Here is a 16,154-nt window from a genome sequence, read left to right on the forward strand (position 1 = left end):
ACTATATAGAGGTACTTAAACCACTCTATGTAAGTGTTCAAACTATCCATTTCAAAATTGGACTAGTCTGCTCGCTTACATAGGGTGTTTTTTCTTTTGTAAGGGAAAAGTAAATGACTAAATCATAGGGTGAAGAGGGGAAATGGCCAGATTGTGAAACATCAAATGTAAAGAAAATTGTAAATTGTGAAGGTTTTCACTTAAACTAACGGTGCAGATTAGTTCAATAAGGGATTAGAAAAAATAATATGTTTTACCAATTTTCAAAGGCGAAAATGATTTTAGAAAAAGATTGATAATTCATCCGTTAGTATGATTTAAAGTAGGAATAACCAATTTAAAATATTATAAATGAGGTGATTATATATGTTAGATTTAAAAGAATTAATGAAATCGGAAACTAAATTTAAAAAGATTTGGGAAAGTCCTTGTAAAAATCATCGTGTTCTGTATTTTCAAATAAATAATGATGACAATGGAATTGAAGCACATTTTCATCCTTATGGAGAAGATCATGCATTAATTTTAGAAGGAGAACTGACTTATGATGTTTCATTTAAAGAGCAGATAGTAGCTAAAAAAAGTGACATTGTCTTTGGATGGACAAACTATGTGCATGGTTATCATAATTTCAACGATAAACCTTTACATATTTTAGTTTTTGCCACACCCGAAAATAATTTATCATTGTATAATCAAAGTGAACTGCCAACCCAAGATAATGAAAAAATTAGAAAGATTGAAAAGTTAACAAAAGCAGAAAACCTCGCTTCAAATAGAGTGATTTTTTCTTCAGTGCCTCCAAATGATTTTTCTAAAACTCTTATAATTGATCTTGTAAGTCAAAAGATTGAATATACTCAGCATGGAATGGGGAATTATGACAGTAATTTGTATGTAACATTCAAATTACCTATACAGTAGATTTGAAATTATCCCCTCACGCAAAAACCAAACCCAAGAATTTTGAAAACTCCTGGGTTTCTTTTATTTTAAAATCGGAGTTTATAGCATACTTTTAATCAAACTTTATTCTAAAGCTACAATTTGAAATAACGGGGGCTATACTTGAAGATTATTGAGTTGCGTATATTAAATTTAAAAATACTACATACGAGGGAGAAAGTTATGATTGTTTATACTGTACAAAAACTAACAACCTACAAATTAATGCGAGAACAGGGATACTTAACAGGGAATTTTAAATACGCTATGTGCCCAGAAGCCTATAAGTGGATGATGGATCAAATGGAAAAGCGGCTTCCTAATTATAAAAGCGAGGTACCGCCAATATGGGTATGGGAACGACGGGTTAATCGCAATGAACAGGGACTTTTTAAAAAGGGAACAAAAGGAGTCATTTTAAAATTAGATATCCCGAAAGAGAACATTCTTTGGTCTCCGTTTGAAGAGTGGCATTCTATATTAAACAAAGGTCCAATTACCTTTGATGAAATGGAATTTAATGAGTTTGATAAACGTGGATACTTATTACATGAGATAAAAGAAACATGGGAGAGGTTATTTGATATGGATTGGCTTGCGAGCCGTCCTAAAGAATGGGCAGGCAATTTTGATGATGAGTGGATGCAAGGTGTTACTCCAAAAATTACAATGGATCAGATTGTCAAACTAGAACGATTTATAGCTAAATAACATTTTTTTTATATTGGTGAGGTAATTAGAATCAACAATCGGGCGCTATTGTTGTAGATTTTTATTTATGAAAGGTTACCAACCATGTTTGAGGATATAAATAAGTGAAAGCCAGGGGATTTTTCCTTGACTTTATCTATTGTCAAATTAAATAGATTAATTAGCAGTATTCTAAAAAAATTTGATTAACTTTGCGGAAAAAATAAATAATTACATTATTTGGTAATGTAAAAGTTTTTTTGGACAAAAGGATTTAGAACATTTATACTGTTTTTTGTTCCTTTATATCGAATAAATGGTATTAAAGTGTTTTTCATTGGTACAAAGAATAAAGAAATTAAATGAAATAGCTCTTATTTCATCAGTCGGTGGGATGGGCTATTTCATTTTTGGGAAAATAATTTAATTGTTTAATTTGCGGCAAAATATTTATTTTATAGGAAGGAAGTATTGTTTTGATATGAAAAGTTTTAAATTAAAGCTAATTATAGTGTTATCTATCGTATTAGTCACATTCTTTATTGGAATAAGTATGTATACTTCCTATACAAAGATTGAAGATACAGTGGAAGAGGCGATTGCTAACCAAAATCTTGAAGCTGCCAAATCCATTGCAAAGGCGATTGATCTGGAAACGTATGAGCGATTTTTAAAAGAACGGAATCGTGATGAAGATTATTGGACAATACGACATTATTTGAATGATGCCCGAGAAAAACTAGGTGTATTATACGTCTATACTATGGAAATAGACAATCCTACTACATCGAAAGTTTTAATTGTAGGTTATCCTGAAAACAAGGATAATCCAAATGATTTTCTAATAGGTGAAGCTTGTACAGTACCGGAAGCCCAAGTGAAATTAGCGTATGAGGAAGGAAAGCAATTTGTAACAGAGATACTAGAAGATACGAAATATGGTCATCATTATATAACGGTTGGGACTCCTATTATGAATGGAGAAGGGGAAATCATTAGCTACCTTAGCATTGATATTAGTACGGATACACTTGACGGGATTAAAGAAACAGTTATTAATAGTAATATTGTTCTATTAGTACTCAGTGGACTTTTTGTTATTATTGTTATTATTTCTTTCTTCCTTTTACAAAAGTGGTATCAAAAAGAAGTTGGAACTACTGAGTATACATATCAAAAGGAAATTAAAACGTTAATTGCTTCTGTCTCATCATTAAGGCACGATTATATTAATCATATCCAAGTTTTACATGGATTTCTGCATTTAGGTGAAGTAGATCAAGCGACAAAGTATGTCGATTCTTTGTCTAAAGACATACAGGCAATTGAATCCATTAAATTGAATCTTGATCACCCGGGATTAGCGATATTACTGCAAACAAAAAAATTAACATGTCAAAATCAACAAATTGATATACAGATAACCGTTGATGATAATCCATTTGATAACATAAAAACGATTGATTTAATCAATATATTATCGAACATAATTGATAATGCGATAGAAGCGACAATGGAGTTGCCAGAGGAACAACGTAATATTACAGTTAGCTGTAAAGCAGACGAGTTATATTATACGTTCTCGATTACGAACGCTGGGCGAAAGCTACCTGACATAAATCAAATTTTTAAACAAGGCTACTCAACGAAAAAAGTAGAGAAAGGAAGAGTTAGAGGACAAGGTTTGTTTATTGTTAAAGAAACAATTAATAAATACAATGGAACGATTACACTTGATACAATAAACGAAAAAGAGACAATAGCGATTGTAAAAATCCCTACTAAGTAAATAGTAAAAGGTTGTGGTACAAATTGAAATGACGTGCCATAGCCTTTCTTAGTGGAAAAGAAAGTATAAGTTTTTTAAGTGGTGTCTAGAGCAAGTCGTCCATAAGCCCGAAATATAAAAATAGCGCACTGTTACGGTACGCACGACGAATAGCCAGCTAGTTGAAAAATTTTTCCGGCTAATTGTATATTCAGCTGCTTTCGATAAAAAACTGATTATTGCTAAAATTATTAAATTAAAATACAATTATAATAGTTATACAGGTGACATAAGTGAGATAACTTGTGTTGGTGTCCTTAATGGTTAAAAACAGTAATGTTGCACAGTGCCTCCAATCATATTGGGGGCATTTTTTATTTTCTAAGGAGGGTGAAAAAATTGATATTAAAGAACGAGAATGATTACACAAACTTATTTGAAGATGTACGTACTCATGTAATGGAAAGTGCTGAAAAGTTAGGTGCTAGTGGTGGTGCCATTTTTATTATCCGTAACGACAAAATCGTAACAGAGTCGTATTTTGGTAAACAGTCTAATGCAAAGCACGCTCGAGATGTTCAAGTAGACACTCAATTCCACATTGCCTCTGTAAGAAAGGCTTATATCGGTTTTGCTGCGGCTTACGCTATATACAATGGCTACTTTTCTATTGATGATCCAGTTAAACAGTTTGTAGAAGATTCACATCTGTCCGCGTATGAAGAGGTAACCATTCGTCACTTATTAACTCACACACATGGGCTAAAAATTATTGATGTTAATAAACTAGTAAGTGAATATAAACCTGGTGAATCATGGGCATATAGAGGTCCAAGTATTGATCTGTTGACAATGATTATCCAAAAAACAACGGGACTGTCTGTTGCTGAAATTATTAAATCGCAAGTTATTGAACCACTAGGCTTTCAATCGACAGAATGGATTAGGATGAGTAAGCCTCATTCAAAAATTGCAGACGTTATTCGAGATGCAGATAACCCTTTTTGGACTGAGACGGATGTAGTAGATGGTTCTGGAATGAATATGTATGTGTCTGCAAAAGAGCTTGCTTTATTGGGTTACATTCATTTAACAGAAGGGAAATGGGAAGGAAAACAGATTATTCCTAGAGAAATCATTCAAATGGCTACATCCATTCAAACTCCTAACCCAACACTTCCTATTCAGAAGAACGGATTTTTATGGTTTGTAAAAGACACAAACCATAGTTTTAACCAGATAGGCGATACAGTCCCAAAAGGTTCCTATCAATTACTCGGCTACACCAATGTAGCTCTGCTCGTCATTCCAGAGGAAAACGTAGTAGCAGTAAGAATGCTCAACCGTTATGGTTCATCTGAAGGATACGATTATCTAAGCGACATTCAATCTTTTGGAGATACTGTTTATAAATGTTCTATAAAATCAACAATACAATAACATAAATGTTTGAAAGGTGTTGCAGAGCTACTCAAATGCATATGTTATTCCACAATCGGGCGCGATTGTTGAATAAGTGATTCTTTTCTTCTTCAACTAAACCAGCCAATAGTTTGTCAATATTTATTAATGAAAACTAAAAATAATTCATGTTATACTAAATTTGTGCATGCCAAATAACCTTTCAAATTTCTTTGTTTGGAAAGGTTTAGGCTCTTTGGTTTATTTTTTTAACTAGGCTAAATCTCGGAAATCTGAGTTGCTTTTTAATAGTGCATAAATCCAATGTAAAAGTTTATTTGCACATGCTATCACAGCTACCTTAAAGGGCTTTCCTTCTTCACGTTTCTTATCATAAAATTCTCGTAACCTCTTATTTCGAGGAATGAGTTCATCTGTCGTTTTCTTCTTGCGACAATCACGAATAGCACATTAATAGCACATTTAACGGCCATATATAAGGCGTGTCGTAGTCTACTAGAGCCTCTTTTTGTAATCCGATTCAAAGTGCCTTTGAATGTACCAGATTCAAAAACACTCGGATCAATTCCTGCAAATGCAACTAGTTTTTTAGGGTGATTAAACCGATCAATTTCCCCAATCTCAGAAATAATCGTTGCCGCGATTTTTTCGCCGATACCGGGGATGGATTGGAGAATCTTATATTCTTCAATACTTTTCGCTAAAGCATCTATCTCTTCTTCAAGATTGGATAGATGTTTTTTGTATTCAAGAAGCATTTTAATATACATATCTATGCTTAAGGTAAGACTATTGTATAAGGTTTTCTGGAATGGGTTGCGAACTGCGGCAGCCTTCAATTTTTCTGATTGACTGTTTGCCCATTGTTGAGAGCGACTTTTACATAACTCTTTTATTTTTTTCGCGATTGTTTCTTCACTGTTTGCCAATACTTCTTCTGAAGTAGGAAATGCTCGTAATAAAAGTAAGGAAACGTCAGAATACAAATCACCAAAAACCCCACAGTATTCAGGAAATACTTGATCTAAAACGGATTGGAATTGTAGTTTAGTTTGTACATACATGCCTGTAATATTTTCATGTTGTCTTGTAAGGTTGCGTAAATTTAAGAGCTGGATTCCTCGTTGTTTATAAGGCTCTAGGTCCTGTTTATAAAACATCTCGCAGAGATGACGAGCATCAATGATATCAGTTTTTACTTTACGTAAACTTGAACTCTTTGCTCGATAAGAAATGAGTGGATTTACCATGATTAATAAATATCCTCTGTCTTCGAAATACTGGACAACTGGTGTATGATAGTGGCCTGTAGATTCCAAAACAATAGGGGGTCTTTCTCCAGAAACCTCTTCTATTTCTCGAATAAACTCTAAAAGAATTGTCAGCCCTTCGAGTGTATGTGCTACTTTAAAGCTTTTTTTGTACGGTTGCTTTTTATCCAAAAATGCTTGTACCTGACTTTCACCTTTTGCCACATCCATTAGTCATCGCACGGTTATTGAAAGATGGACGCTTTAGCTATCCACGAATATTAAAAGAAGTAGAAGCTGAACTACGGATTGGTTCTACTCTTAGATTAAAGTTAATGGAAGATCTAGCAAGTATTAAAAATCGAATCATTCGTTGGCTCGATCGATATTTTCCTGAATTCACTCAAGTCTTTCCTTCTTTCGGAAAAATGGCACTTACTGCATTAGAAAGAACACCAATGCCACAGGACATTCAAGGGAAAACCGCGGAAGACAGAGATCCATTGTAAATCAAAATAATGGATAAAAAAGCTAATGATTTCCATTAGTTTTAGCGAAGCGTACGCTTTAATTGGTAATATAATCTATAAATTCAAGACTCTGTTTATCGGAGGGAAGAAAAATATTTTTCTTAAATCACGAAGTGATGGAAACCGTTGAAATCTCAATGTTTATAGAGGGAGTTTAGTTCAATTAGGTTTTATAAAAAGGGAATAAAAGAAGTTTTGTCGAAATTATAAAAACTATTTTTTATAGGAATGTTTGTCAATTTTAACACTTTCCATAGAAAGAGAACAAAAGGGGTATTACTAAATGAATAACAACTTTATTGAAAACATTCAATCTTTTTATTCTGATCTTTCCATTGAAGACTTTTACCTTAATGAAATTGGACAGAATAATGATGTGTTAATTGTAAACAAATCTTTGGTCTTTAGATTTCCAAAATATAGAAATGGGATAATTCAATTAAGAAGAGAGACGGAAATTTTGAAATACATTAAAGGGATAGTCTCCACTCCTATTCCGAATCCAATTTATCAGTCTTTTGAAGAATTAGAACCAGGTAAGGTCTTCACCGGCTATAAACTAATAGATGGTGTTCCTTTGTGGAAGGAAAGTTTAACAGGTGTTAAGAGTGTTGAGTTGGTTAAAGGGTTGGCAAAACAACTTGTCTCTTTTCTTGTAGAACTCCATTCTATTTCAGGAGAAAAAGCAAGTCGAGATTTGAAACTAAAGGTTCGTGACCCTCGTGAAGAGATGTATAATCTGTATGATAAAATTCAAAATAAATTATTTCATTTTATCAGAAAAGACGCCCAAAAGGAAATATCGCAATTTTTTGAAAAGTCCCTAAAAGGGAAGGCATTCTCAAATATAGATATAACACTTATACACGGAGATTTTGGAGCAGCTAATATTTTGTGGAATCCAGAAAAAAGTATGATTTCAGGGATAATAGACTTTGGTGGTTCGGGTTTAGGAGATCCGGCGTATGACTTTGCTGGAATACTCTCTAGCTATGGTGAAGATTTTTTTGATATTTGTATTAACCTATATCCTAACGGTAATGAAATATCTGAACGAGTTAAATTTTATAAAAGTACATTTGCTTTACAAGAAGCATTGCACGGGATTGAGAATGAAGATAGACAGGCTTTTGAAGATGGAATAAAAGATTATAGATAGATTGCTTGTTCAACTAACGGGGGCTTTACTTGAAGTTCATTGAGTTGCATATGCAGCTCTTTTTTCTTATTGAACTAACGGAGCAATTTAGTTGAAGAAGGAAAAAAACTTTTTCATGGGGTGATTAGAATTAGAGGCATAACTTTTGAAATTCCAAATGGTTATGGGAAATATTTGTTTGAAATTTTAAATGATATAGAAATTAATGGATTGACTTGGCGGATTGGGGGTGGTGAATCTTATATAAAAGAAAATGGGGAACCACTATTTCCATCTCTGTGTACAGTAAATGGGGAAACCTTACACGAGATAATTTCAAATGAAGAGTATTATCTTATATTCGTCGATTTAAAGGCATTTCCAAATAAGTTAGATGTAAAAGAAATTTCGACTTATCAAGAATTTGTTAAAAGTGAATGTCAATTCGTACTCTTATTAATCGATTCATCATATGTAACGATTTATTCAAAAGACCAAAACATAATTCAGCAATTGTTTTCTAAGGGAGTGAGTGCTGGTTATGAAAATATAGAGTATATTACAGATGAAAATGATAGAAATAAAACGTTGATAGCTTTTTAAAATCCAATCGCACTTTTCAATTATGTAAATATTCGGAAATATTGTACTTCAACTAACGGGGGCTTTAGCGGAAGATCATTGATTTTCAATGCAGCTCTTTTTTCTTGTTCAACTAACGAAGCAGTTTAGTTGAACAAGGGTCTTTGTTTTTTATGTTGACAAGGAGGTGAAATATTTGAAAAGGGACTGTGTGTTTATAAGATTCAGTATAGTAGCTGATGTATGGCCAATTGAGGCATTTACAACTGAAATTGGAATCAATCCAACAGAAGCCTATAAAATTGGAGATAATTATATTCGTGGGACAAGACAAAGTAAGCGATTTGAAACAGTATGGAGCTTGGAATCTGGAGAAATGAAGTTACATTATGAAATAAATATGGATAGTGAATTTGAATCTCTGATTGCTCCGTTAAGACCACATATCAAATTAATTAATGAATACAAGGAAAAATATCAACTGACTTGTATTTTTTTCGTCCATTATAATTTTTATAACGCTCAAACACCGGGAAGGCGTTTAGATCCAAGCATAATCGCTTTTGCACATAGTATCGGTGCTATAATCGACATTTATATTGATAACGAAACGGACTGGGATGACGAGGAATGATTTTGATGAAGTGTGTAATTAGTTTGTGAAGTATTGTACTTAAAGTAACGAGTGCTTTAGTGAAAATCCGTTGAGCTGCTTAAGCAGCTCTTTTTTCTTATTCAACTAACGGGGTAGGGTAGTGAAGTAAGGCTATGCTATAATAAAAATGTGAAAAGATGTTTTTTGAACTCAAATTCTAGGAGTGAAATAAAATGCCGTTGACTTTTGCTCATCCAGCAGCAGTTTTACCTTTTTCAAGAAATAGTGAATATGTTAATTTCCTTGCATTGGTATTAGGTAGCATGTCACCTGATTTTGAGTATTTCCTACGAGGAAAGCCATATGGTGAGATTGGTCATACATTCTTTGGATTTATAGCTTTTAATCTTCCTATCTTAGTAGTCGTTTATTTTATTTATCAAACATGTATACATAGGACCTTATTTAGTCATTTGCCATCTGTATTGCAAGATACATATAATCAAAAAACAAGTTCACCTAGTTTGTTTAAAATATTTGTATTTTTGTATTCTGCATTATTTGGAATGCTAACTCATATAGTCTGGGATTCGTTCACTCATTTTGGAGGATTTATGGTGACAAATTTATCAATCCTTTCTTATACTGTTCATATTTTTGATTTTAATATCCCAATCTTTAAGTTTCTTCAGCACGGTAGCACAATAGTTGGTATTACTGTGATCATAGTATATATGTACTTTCGAACAGCAAGGAATAGATATAATAGTAATGAGACTACAAGACCCAAACAAAAATTCAAGTATTGGGGTAAAATAGCATTGTTAACTGCACTTTTGTTTTGTTTATGGTATTTCATTGATAGAGTTTCGATTGAATTTTATGGCATTATTGTTGTTCGAATAATAGATTCAGCTTTGATTAGTTTGTTAGTTGTTTCATTATATTTTAATCACTTTAATAGAGAAAAGACAGGAGATCTTTTATTAAAGTAATGGGTGCTTTAGCAAAACAAGTGGCTGCCTTTAGGGGTAGCTTTTTCTTCTGGAACTAATGTGGCAGTTTAGTTCAATAAAAATAATTTTAAAATACCCTTTACCCTGTACCTTAGTACAGGGTTTATAATTTATATGGAGGGATTCATTTGAGATATAGAATTAGTGAACTTGCTGAAAAGTGTAATGTAAATAAAGAAACAATTAGATACTACGAAAAGAAAGGTTTACTTTCTGAACCATCCCGAACAGATTCAGGATATAGGGTTTATTCAGATGATACTGTTAATCGCATAAATTTTATCAAACGAATGCAAGACTTAGGATTTTCTTTAGCAGAAATTAATAAATTACTTGGAGTTGTTGATAAAGATAATGAAAGATGTAGGGATATGTATGACTTTGTAAGTCAAAAAATTGATGATGTACAAGACAAAATTAGAGATTTAAAACGAATTGAAAACATGCTAATAAAATTAAAAGAATGTTGTCCTGATGAAAAATCCCTACATGAATGTCCTATTATTGAAACATTAATGAATCGTAATTAAAGGTGGGAAAACGATGGATTGTTGTAGTAGTAAGGTTAATAAAGTAAAAATAGAAAATGATGGTATTTGTCCAACTTGTAATAATAAAGCAAAAAACGTAAAGTTGATTACACTAAAGTCATTACTTAAACCGACCGCATTAGAAACTTTAAATGCAAATGTAAATCACTATTTCTGTTCAAGCAAAGAGTGTGATGTAGTTTATTTTGATACTGATAATAAGAAGTATTTTACATCTGATACAAAGGTTGCTTTACATCAAAAAGATGACTACGTAACGACACCTATTTGCTATTGCTTTGACTGGACAAAAGAGAAACTTGAGAATTATGTAAAACAAGAACTTTTCCCTAATCCAATTGAACATATTCGAGAAAATATAAAGGAAAACCGATGTGGTTGTGAGGTAAACAATCCACAAGGGAGTTGCTGTTTGGGTAATGTTACAAAGTATATAAAAAGTATTAAAAGTTAATTTGAATCTTTAACTCCCCATGAAAGAACATAATAATCTTTTATTCTTTGTGGTGAAGTGGTGATTTTTGCGCTTCATGGATGGCTAACGGGTGCTTTCGTATTATATAGTTCAGCCAGAACTTTCTGGTTGAACTTTTTTTATTTAGATTTATTCTAGCAGTAGCCAGGGTAGAACGTACGGGGGCGTGGGACATTGATCCCGTCGACTAAACTGTTCACCCCCTACTTGTAGAAATATGTTTGAGGCTGGTTGGGACTAAGATCTCGTATAACAAGCGAAGCTATAATACTACTTGGAGGAATAGGGGTTACTGGTGAATACGTTAGAGGAGGAGAAAAAATGAACCCAGTAGTGGGTATTGATGTAGCCAAAGAAGAAAGTGTGGTTTAGTTCAATAACGAACTTCAACAATCGGGCGCAATTCCAGAATTCAAATTGCGCTCTATCTTCAAGTAAAGGGCCAGATTGTGGAATAACAGTTTATTAGAATTAAGTAAAAAAGTAATCCCTCTTTTCTCAAGGCGATATGTAAAGTAAGCGACTAGGGGACTTCTCTATTCCTTCTAACTTCCAACATTTATCTATTTGCCGATATTTACCAATGATCTTCCAACCTTAAACTTCGATAGGAATAACACAAAAAAAGTTAACTAGTAAGAACTAGTTAACTTTACATAATATGAATGAAATAACACACTCTTCGGATAGTTAAAAATCGCCTGAAGTTTTAAAATAATAAGTTATTCCAAAAGGAGTTACTTCTCTTGCGTCGGTGATTTCGCGAAGTACGACGTATCCTGCTCGTGCGTCGATGTTTTCGCGAAGTACGACGTACGCTGCTCGTGCGTCGGTGATTTCGCGAAGTACGACGTATCCTGCTCGTGCGTCGATGTTTTCGCGAAGTACGACGTACGCTGCTCGTGCGTCGGTGATTTCGCGAAGTACAATGTACCCTGCTCGTGCGCCGTTGTTTTCGCGAAGTACGACGTACCCTGCTCGTGCGACGTTCGTTACTAATAGGATCTTGGTGCATAAAGTGACCTAACCCTAAGTTGTTGGCCCTTTCTGCTGCATTTTGTATAAATGACATATTCAACCCTCCTTCATCTTTTTTAGAGAAAAAAGGTAGATTCCATTCTCAAAAAGAAATAAACCCATGCCTCTGCACTTTTTTCCCTTATAGTAATTTATGAAGTTGAATTAAAGATGTTTGAGTCAATCGCATATTGTTTTATACGAATAATTTAAAAATGAAAGGAAAGATTTCGCGTGGATAAAGATAGAATAATACCTGAATATCAGCTTTTTATTCATCCTTTAGATTTAAGTGAACTTCGGAAAGATATATGGTGTGATGATCCTATCCCTGCCAAGCTAACGATTAATAAAAGAAAGTATGATATTGATATCGCCTACCGTGGCTCACATATCCGAGGTTTTCGAAAGAAGTCGTATCACATTTCGTTTAATAAACCCAGTACTTATAGAAATACCAAAGAAATTCATATCAACGCAGAATATAAAGATCCTTCTCTCTTAAGAAATAAACTATCGCTAGATTTTTTCAATGAAATAGGATGCTTATCGCCAAAATCCCAATTTATAAATATGAAATTGAATGGGAAAAATGAGGGGGTATATTTGGAATTAGAATCAGTGGATGAGCATTTCCTAAAGAATCGACAACTACCGCAAGGACCAATATTCTATGCGGTTGATGGCGATGCTAACTTTTCATTGATGAGTGACCTTGATAAAGAAGTAAAGAAATCACTTAATGTTGGCTATGAACTAAAATATGGGACGGAACAAGATGAATTTCATTTGCAAAAAATGATTATTGAAATTAATACTATTCCAAAAGATGAATTTGAGAATGAAATTGTAAAATATCTCAACGTTGATCAATATCTTATTTGGTTAGCAGGCGTTGTTTTCACCCAAAATTTTGATGGTTTTGTTCATAATTATGCATTGTACCAGAATAGCGAAACTAGGCTATTCGAAATCATCCCGTGGGATTACGATGCAACATGGGGAAGGGATGTAAACGGGAAAGTGATGGAGGAGGACTATTTAAGAATCGAAGGATTTAATACGCTTACCGCAAGAATTCTCGACGTAAAAACATTTCGACATCAATACAAAAATTTGCTAATAGTTATTTTAAACAACCAATTTAATGTAGACTATTTGAAACCGAAAATACAAGGTATGCATGATTTAATAAGGCCTTATATTGAAAAAGATCCTTATAAAAAAGACGATATCCATTTATTTGATAAGGAACCAGAGTATATATTGGATTTTATTGAAGCACGGGCTAAATATATAAAAAGGAAATTAGATTCATTAGATTAAGTTGTTGCATCATCTTACAAAACCCTCTTTCCATGAGGTAAGGGGGTTGCCTTTTGAAGGGGTTCGAGAATTATACACCACGGTAGTTCAAAAATAAGGTTAATAGAATTATTAAACTTAGAGAACTTAGTCGCAGATGTAATTGTTCAATTTTTAACAAAAGAAGATTTAGTATCAAAGAAAACTAAGCAAGAATTACATCAGTATTTTGAGGAATTAAAGTACTCAATTAATACTTCTCAATCCACCCATAATGTGCAACAATCGGGCGCGATTGTTTAATAAGCGTCTCTGTTCTTATTCAACTAACGGGGGGCTTTACTTGAAGATCATTGAGTTGCATATGCATCTCTTTTTTCTTATTAAACTAACGAAGCAGTTTAGTTGAACAAGTAGGAATAGAAGATTATTTTAAGCAGATATACCAAAGCGGAATTTTAAATTTTATCACTATATTGAATGGAAATCTGAAAAAAGTGAAGTAAGTGAGGTGTGAACTAAATATGTGTATGAGTAAAGAAATAAAAATAGGGTCACTCGGCGAATAGTGACCCTAAACCAAGAAATAAGAATGGAGGTGCCTAGCTATTATCATTCATTGACAATCATAGCTAGTAACAGATGTTTTTGTTAATACGATCCATGCATGAAACTAGCACCGACAATAATTAGAAGAATGAACAGTACTACGATTAAAGCGAATGGGTTTCGTTCGCGACGTTCTTCGCGAAATTCTCCGCCATATTCCATAAAAAACCCCTTCTTTCTATACCCTGCAATAGTTATGTATTTTGTTTATCGTTATAATAAAAAATTGGCGAATCAAATAAATAGTAAAGCAGTCATGGCGGCTGCAAAAGATAATATTTCGGATGCTTGGGTAAGTATAGGAACAGCAATAGGTATATTTGGATCTCAACTAAATATGCCTTGGCTAGATACTATAACTGCGATTATTGTAGGTTTATTAATTTGTAAAACAGCTTGGGATATTTTTAAAGAAGCTTCTCATGAGCTTTCAGATGGATTTGATGTAGATAAAATTGAACTTTATCGGAATGTAATCACAAAAGTAGATGGAATTAAGGGGATTAAAGAAATTAGAGGGAGAAACTACAGTAGTAATGAAGTAATAGATGTTGTAATCCTTGTTAATTCTACGTTAGGTATTAAAGAAGCTCATGATATTGCTACCCATGGTGAAAAAGTCATGATGAAAGATTATGGTGTCTATGATGTTCATGTTCATGTAGAGCCAAATTAATTAATATATATAATGAAACTATAACATAAGTTTTCATCCACTTTTAACAGATACAAAAAAAAGGATTCCTTGAACGGCGTGAACCGTCTCGGAATCCTCCTGTTCCAATTTATCTAGGAAAACCGGGAAACATTGGGTTTCCGAAACCGGGGAACATTGGGTTTCCAAATCCGGGAAACATTTGGTTTCCGAAACCGGGGAACATTGGGTTTCCAAATCCGGGAAACATTTGGTTTCCGAAACCGGGGAACATTGGGTTTCCAAATCCGGGAAACATTTGGTTTCCGAAACCGGGAAACATTGGGTTTCCAAAACGAGGAAACATTGGGTTTCCAAAACGAGGAAACCTTTCGTTTTCAAAACGAGGGAAAAATTGGGGTCTAAAACCGGGTAACCTTTGCTGTTCTATATTAAAACGCATCGGATTAAACACTTTTTACCTCCATTCTTAGGTTATAGTGTAGGCTATGTTTAATTAATGGAGTGGCTTAGACTAAGACCTATATTTGAAATCTATATATGGAACTATTTAGGATTGTTCCGCAAATCCCCACTTATATAGCTACTCACCAATTATGCATCTAGAAATAAGTATTCATTACCATATCTGTTGTTTTGAAACTAAAATGTATTGTTAAATCTAATTTACTTAAGGGCAATGAAAATGGCCGATATTAGTCAATGAGATTTATAGAGAGGTCTTTCAATAGGTTACTAAACTTATAGGAAGTCTCTTTTTTTATGTTCTTTGTCATGTGTGCGTATATGTCCATTGTCGTATTAATATCGGAGTGTCCGAGCCATTATTGTATCTCCTTGATGCGTACATTGGCCTCAATTAGTAATGAAGTATGTGTATGTCTGAAAGAGCGCGAAGTTATTTGTTTTTCTATGGAATGTTTTCACTATGCATATGCAGCACTTTTTTCTTTATTGAACTAATGGAGCAGGTTAGTTGAATATTAAATCAAATGTTTTAGAACCTTTTTACAGTCATACACTTAAATAAAAAGGAAGTGTACAAACTGAAAAAAGGTAGAATCACAGTAATGGGGACCACTGTAATTTTATTTGTTGTAACCTTCTTTCTATTTATCAATCACGTCTCGTCTAAAGAAGAATTATCTGAAGAACGACCTACAATTAGCCCAGAAATACAAGCAGAAAATGAAAAAAGATCAATGGAGCTAGAAAATTTTCTCTTTGGGAATAACGGAATAATAAAACAAGTAAATGATGAATTATTAATGAAGGGATATACATTTCAAACACTAATTATTGCTAATTCCATTGATGATATACAGCTGAAATATGTCTTGGAAAATAAAGAAGCAACTGAATCTGAACAAAAAGTAGTAAAATCAATATTCTTTGATTTAGTTGAAAAGAACAATTTAGATTCTTATGCATTTGAACTTAAAGTGGGAGACATAGATGATGGACCAGATTGGTAATGTTTATTTCATTTGCACTCTTTTCTTGTTCAACTAACGGGGTGCTTTACTTGAAGATCATTGAGTTGGGCACTGACCTAATAACATGAGACAAATAAAAACACCTATCATTGAATAACGGGGACTTAAAT

The 16,154-nt window shown here is 33.3% G+C and carries 15 protein-coding genes and 4 pseudogenes; 14 read left to right on the forward strand and 5 right to left on the reverse strand.

The window, feature by feature from the left end:
* Positions 1–366 precede the first annotated feature (366 nt).
* The 4 genes from LZ480_RS09370 to LZ480_RS09385 all read left to right on the forward strand — a co-directional run bounded on the left by LZ480_RS09370 (position 367) and on the right by LZ480_RS09385 (position 4,843).
* Positions 367–924 (forward strand): cupin domain-containing protein, encoded by a 558-nt coding sequence (locus LZ480_RS09370; protein ID WP_241369143.1) that lies wholly within the window; start codon positions 367–369, stop codon positions 922–924.
* Between the two features lie 144 nt (positions 925–1,068).
* On the forward strand, positions 1,069–1,656 hold the full coding sequence (locus LZ480_RS09375) for a DUF3841 domain-containing protein (protein WP_241369144.1): 588 nt from the start codon (positions 1,069–1,071) through the stop codon (positions 1,654–1,656).
* Positions 1,657–2,116: 460 nt separating this feature from the next.
* Positions 2,117–3,424: a sensor histidine kinase gene (locus LZ480_RS09380; protein WP_241369145.1), complete on the forward strand. Its 1,308-nt coding sequence runs from the start codon at positions 2,117–2,119 to the stop codon at positions 3,422–3,424.
* Between the two features lie 378 nt (positions 3,425–3,802).
* Positions 3,803–4,843: a serine hydrolase domain-containing protein gene (locus LZ480_RS09385; protein ID WP_241369146.1), complete on the forward strand. Its 1,041-nt coding sequence runs from the start codon at positions 3,803–3,805 to the stop codon at positions 4,841–4,843.
* Between the two features lie 234 nt (positions 4,844–5,077).
* On the opposite strand, the pseudogene LZ480_RS09390 reads toward LZ480_RS09385, so the two are convergent.
* Positions 5,078–6,306, reverse strand: a pseudogene (locus tag LZ480_RS09390) (IS110 family RNA-guided transposase).
* Between LZ480_RS09390 and LZ480_RS09395 the strand changes: the two are divergent.
* From LZ480_RS09395 to LZ480_RS09425, 7 genes and pseudogenes are all read left to right on the forward strand, one after another.
* Positions 6,276–6,569 (forward strand): annotated as a pseudogene (locus LZ480_RS09395) (IS110 family transposase); the annotation flags it as partial. The pseudogenes LZ480_RS09390 and LZ480_RS09395 sit on opposite strands and share 31 nt — an antisense overlap.
* 319 nt (positions 6,570–6,888) lie before the next feature.
* Positions 6,889–7,764, forward strand: coding sequence for a phosphotransferase family protein (locus LZ480_RS09400; RefSeq protein ID WP_241369147.1), 876 nt, complete (start codon positions 6,889–6,891; stop codon positions 7,762–7,764).
* A 120-nt stretch (positions 7,765–7,884) separates the two neighbouring features.
* Positions 7,885–8,346: a DUF2691 family protein gene (locus tag LZ480_RS09405; protein ID WP_332844029.1), complete on the forward strand. Its 462-nt coding sequence runs from the start codon at positions 7,885–7,887 to the stop codon at positions 8,344–8,346.
* A gap of 175 nt (positions 8,347–8,521) precedes the next feature.
* Positions 8,522–8,959, forward strand: coding sequence for a DUF4279 domain-containing protein (locus LZ480_RS09410; RefSeq protein WP_241369149.1), 438 nt, complete (start codon positions 8,522–8,524; stop codon positions 8,957–8,959).
* A gap of 194 nt (positions 8,960–9,153) precedes the next feature.
* Positions 9,154–9,915 (forward strand): DUF4184 family protein, encoded by a 762-nt coding sequence (locus tag LZ480_RS09415; RefSeq protein ID WP_241369150.1) that lies wholly within the window; start codon positions 9,154–9,156, stop codon positions 9,913–9,915.
* Between the two features lie 149 nt (positions 9,916–10,064).
* The gene (gene merR / locus LZ480_RS09420) at positions 10,065–10,466 is read left to right on the forward strand and encodes an Hg(II)-responsive transcriptional regulator (RefSeq protein WP_241369151.1); all 402 of its coding nucleotides are present in this window, start codon (positions 10,065–10,067) and stop codon (positions 10,464–10,466) included.
* Between the two features lie 13 nt (positions 10,467–10,479).
* Positions 10,480–10,941: a putative iron-sulfur cluster-binding metallochaperone gene (locus tag LZ480_RS09425; protein ID WP_241369152.1), complete on the forward strand. Its 462-nt coding sequence runs from the start codon at positions 10,480–10,482 to the stop codon at positions 10,939–10,941.
* 730 nt (positions 10,942–11,671) lie between these two features.
* Here the strand turns inward: LZ480_RS09425 and LZ480_RS20070 are convergent.
* A complete protein-coding gene (locus tag LZ480_RS20070; RefSeq protein ID WP_408641605.1) occupies positions 11,672–12,034 on the reverse strand; it encodes a CotG/ExsB N-terminal domain-containing protein in 363 nt (120 codons plus the stop codon).
* 179 nt (positions 12,035–12,213) lie between these two features.
* Between LZ480_RS20070 and LZ480_RS09430 the strand changes: the two genes are divergently transcribed.
* On the forward strand, positions 12,214–13,305 hold the full coding sequence (locus LZ480_RS09430; RefSeq protein WP_332844030.1) for a CotH kinase family protein: 1,092 nt from the start codon (positions 12,214–12,216) through the stop codon (positions 13,303–13,305).
* Positions 13,306–13,935: 630 nt separating this feature from the next.
* Here the strand turns inward: LZ480_RS09430 and LZ480_RS09435 are convergent.
* On the reverse strand, positions 13,936–14,055 hold the full coding sequence (locus LZ480_RS09435) for a YjcZ family sporulation protein (protein ID WP_241369153.1): 120 nt from the start codon (positions 14,053–14,055) through the stop codon (positions 13,936–13,938).
* A gap of 16 nt (positions 14,056–14,071) precedes the next feature.
* On the opposite strand from LZ480_RS09435, the pseudogene LZ480_RS09440 reads away from it, so the two are divergent.
* A pseudogene (locus LZ480_RS09440) lies at positions 14,072–14,569 on the forward strand (cation diffusion facilitator family transporter); the annotation flags it as partial.
* A 109-nt stretch (positions 14,570–14,678) separates the two neighbouring features.
* On the opposite strand, the gene LZ480_RS09445 reads toward LZ480_RS09440, so the two are convergent.
* Both LZ480_RS09445 and LZ480_RS09450 read right to left on the reverse strand, forming a co-directional pair.
* On the reverse strand, positions 14,679–15,002 hold the full coding sequence (locus tag LZ480_RS09445; RefSeq protein ID WP_241369154.1) for a hypothetical protein: 324 nt from the start codon (positions 15,000–15,002) through the stop codon (positions 14,679–14,681).
* Positions 15,003–15,243: 241 nt separating this feature from the next.
* Positions 15,244–15,456: pseudogene (locus LZ480_RS09450) on the reverse strand (tyrosine-type recombinase/integrase); the annotation flags it as partial.
* Positions 15,457–15,618: 162 nt separating this feature from the next.
* Here LZ480_RS09450 and LZ480_RS09455 point away from each other — a divergent pair.
* Positions 15,619–16,023 carry a hypothetical protein gene (locus LZ480_RS09455; RefSeq protein ID WP_241369155.1) on the forward strand — a complete coding sequence of 135 codons (405 nt, stop codon included), beginning with the start codon at positions 15,619–15,621 and terminating at the stop codon, positions 16,021–16,023.
* Positions 16,024–16,154 lie beyond the last annotated feature (131 nt).

It is taken from the genome of Solibacillus palustris (genome assembly GCF_022549215.1).
GTDB lineage: Bacteria > Bacillota > Bacilli > Bacillales_A > Planococcaceae > Solibacillus > Solibacillus daqui.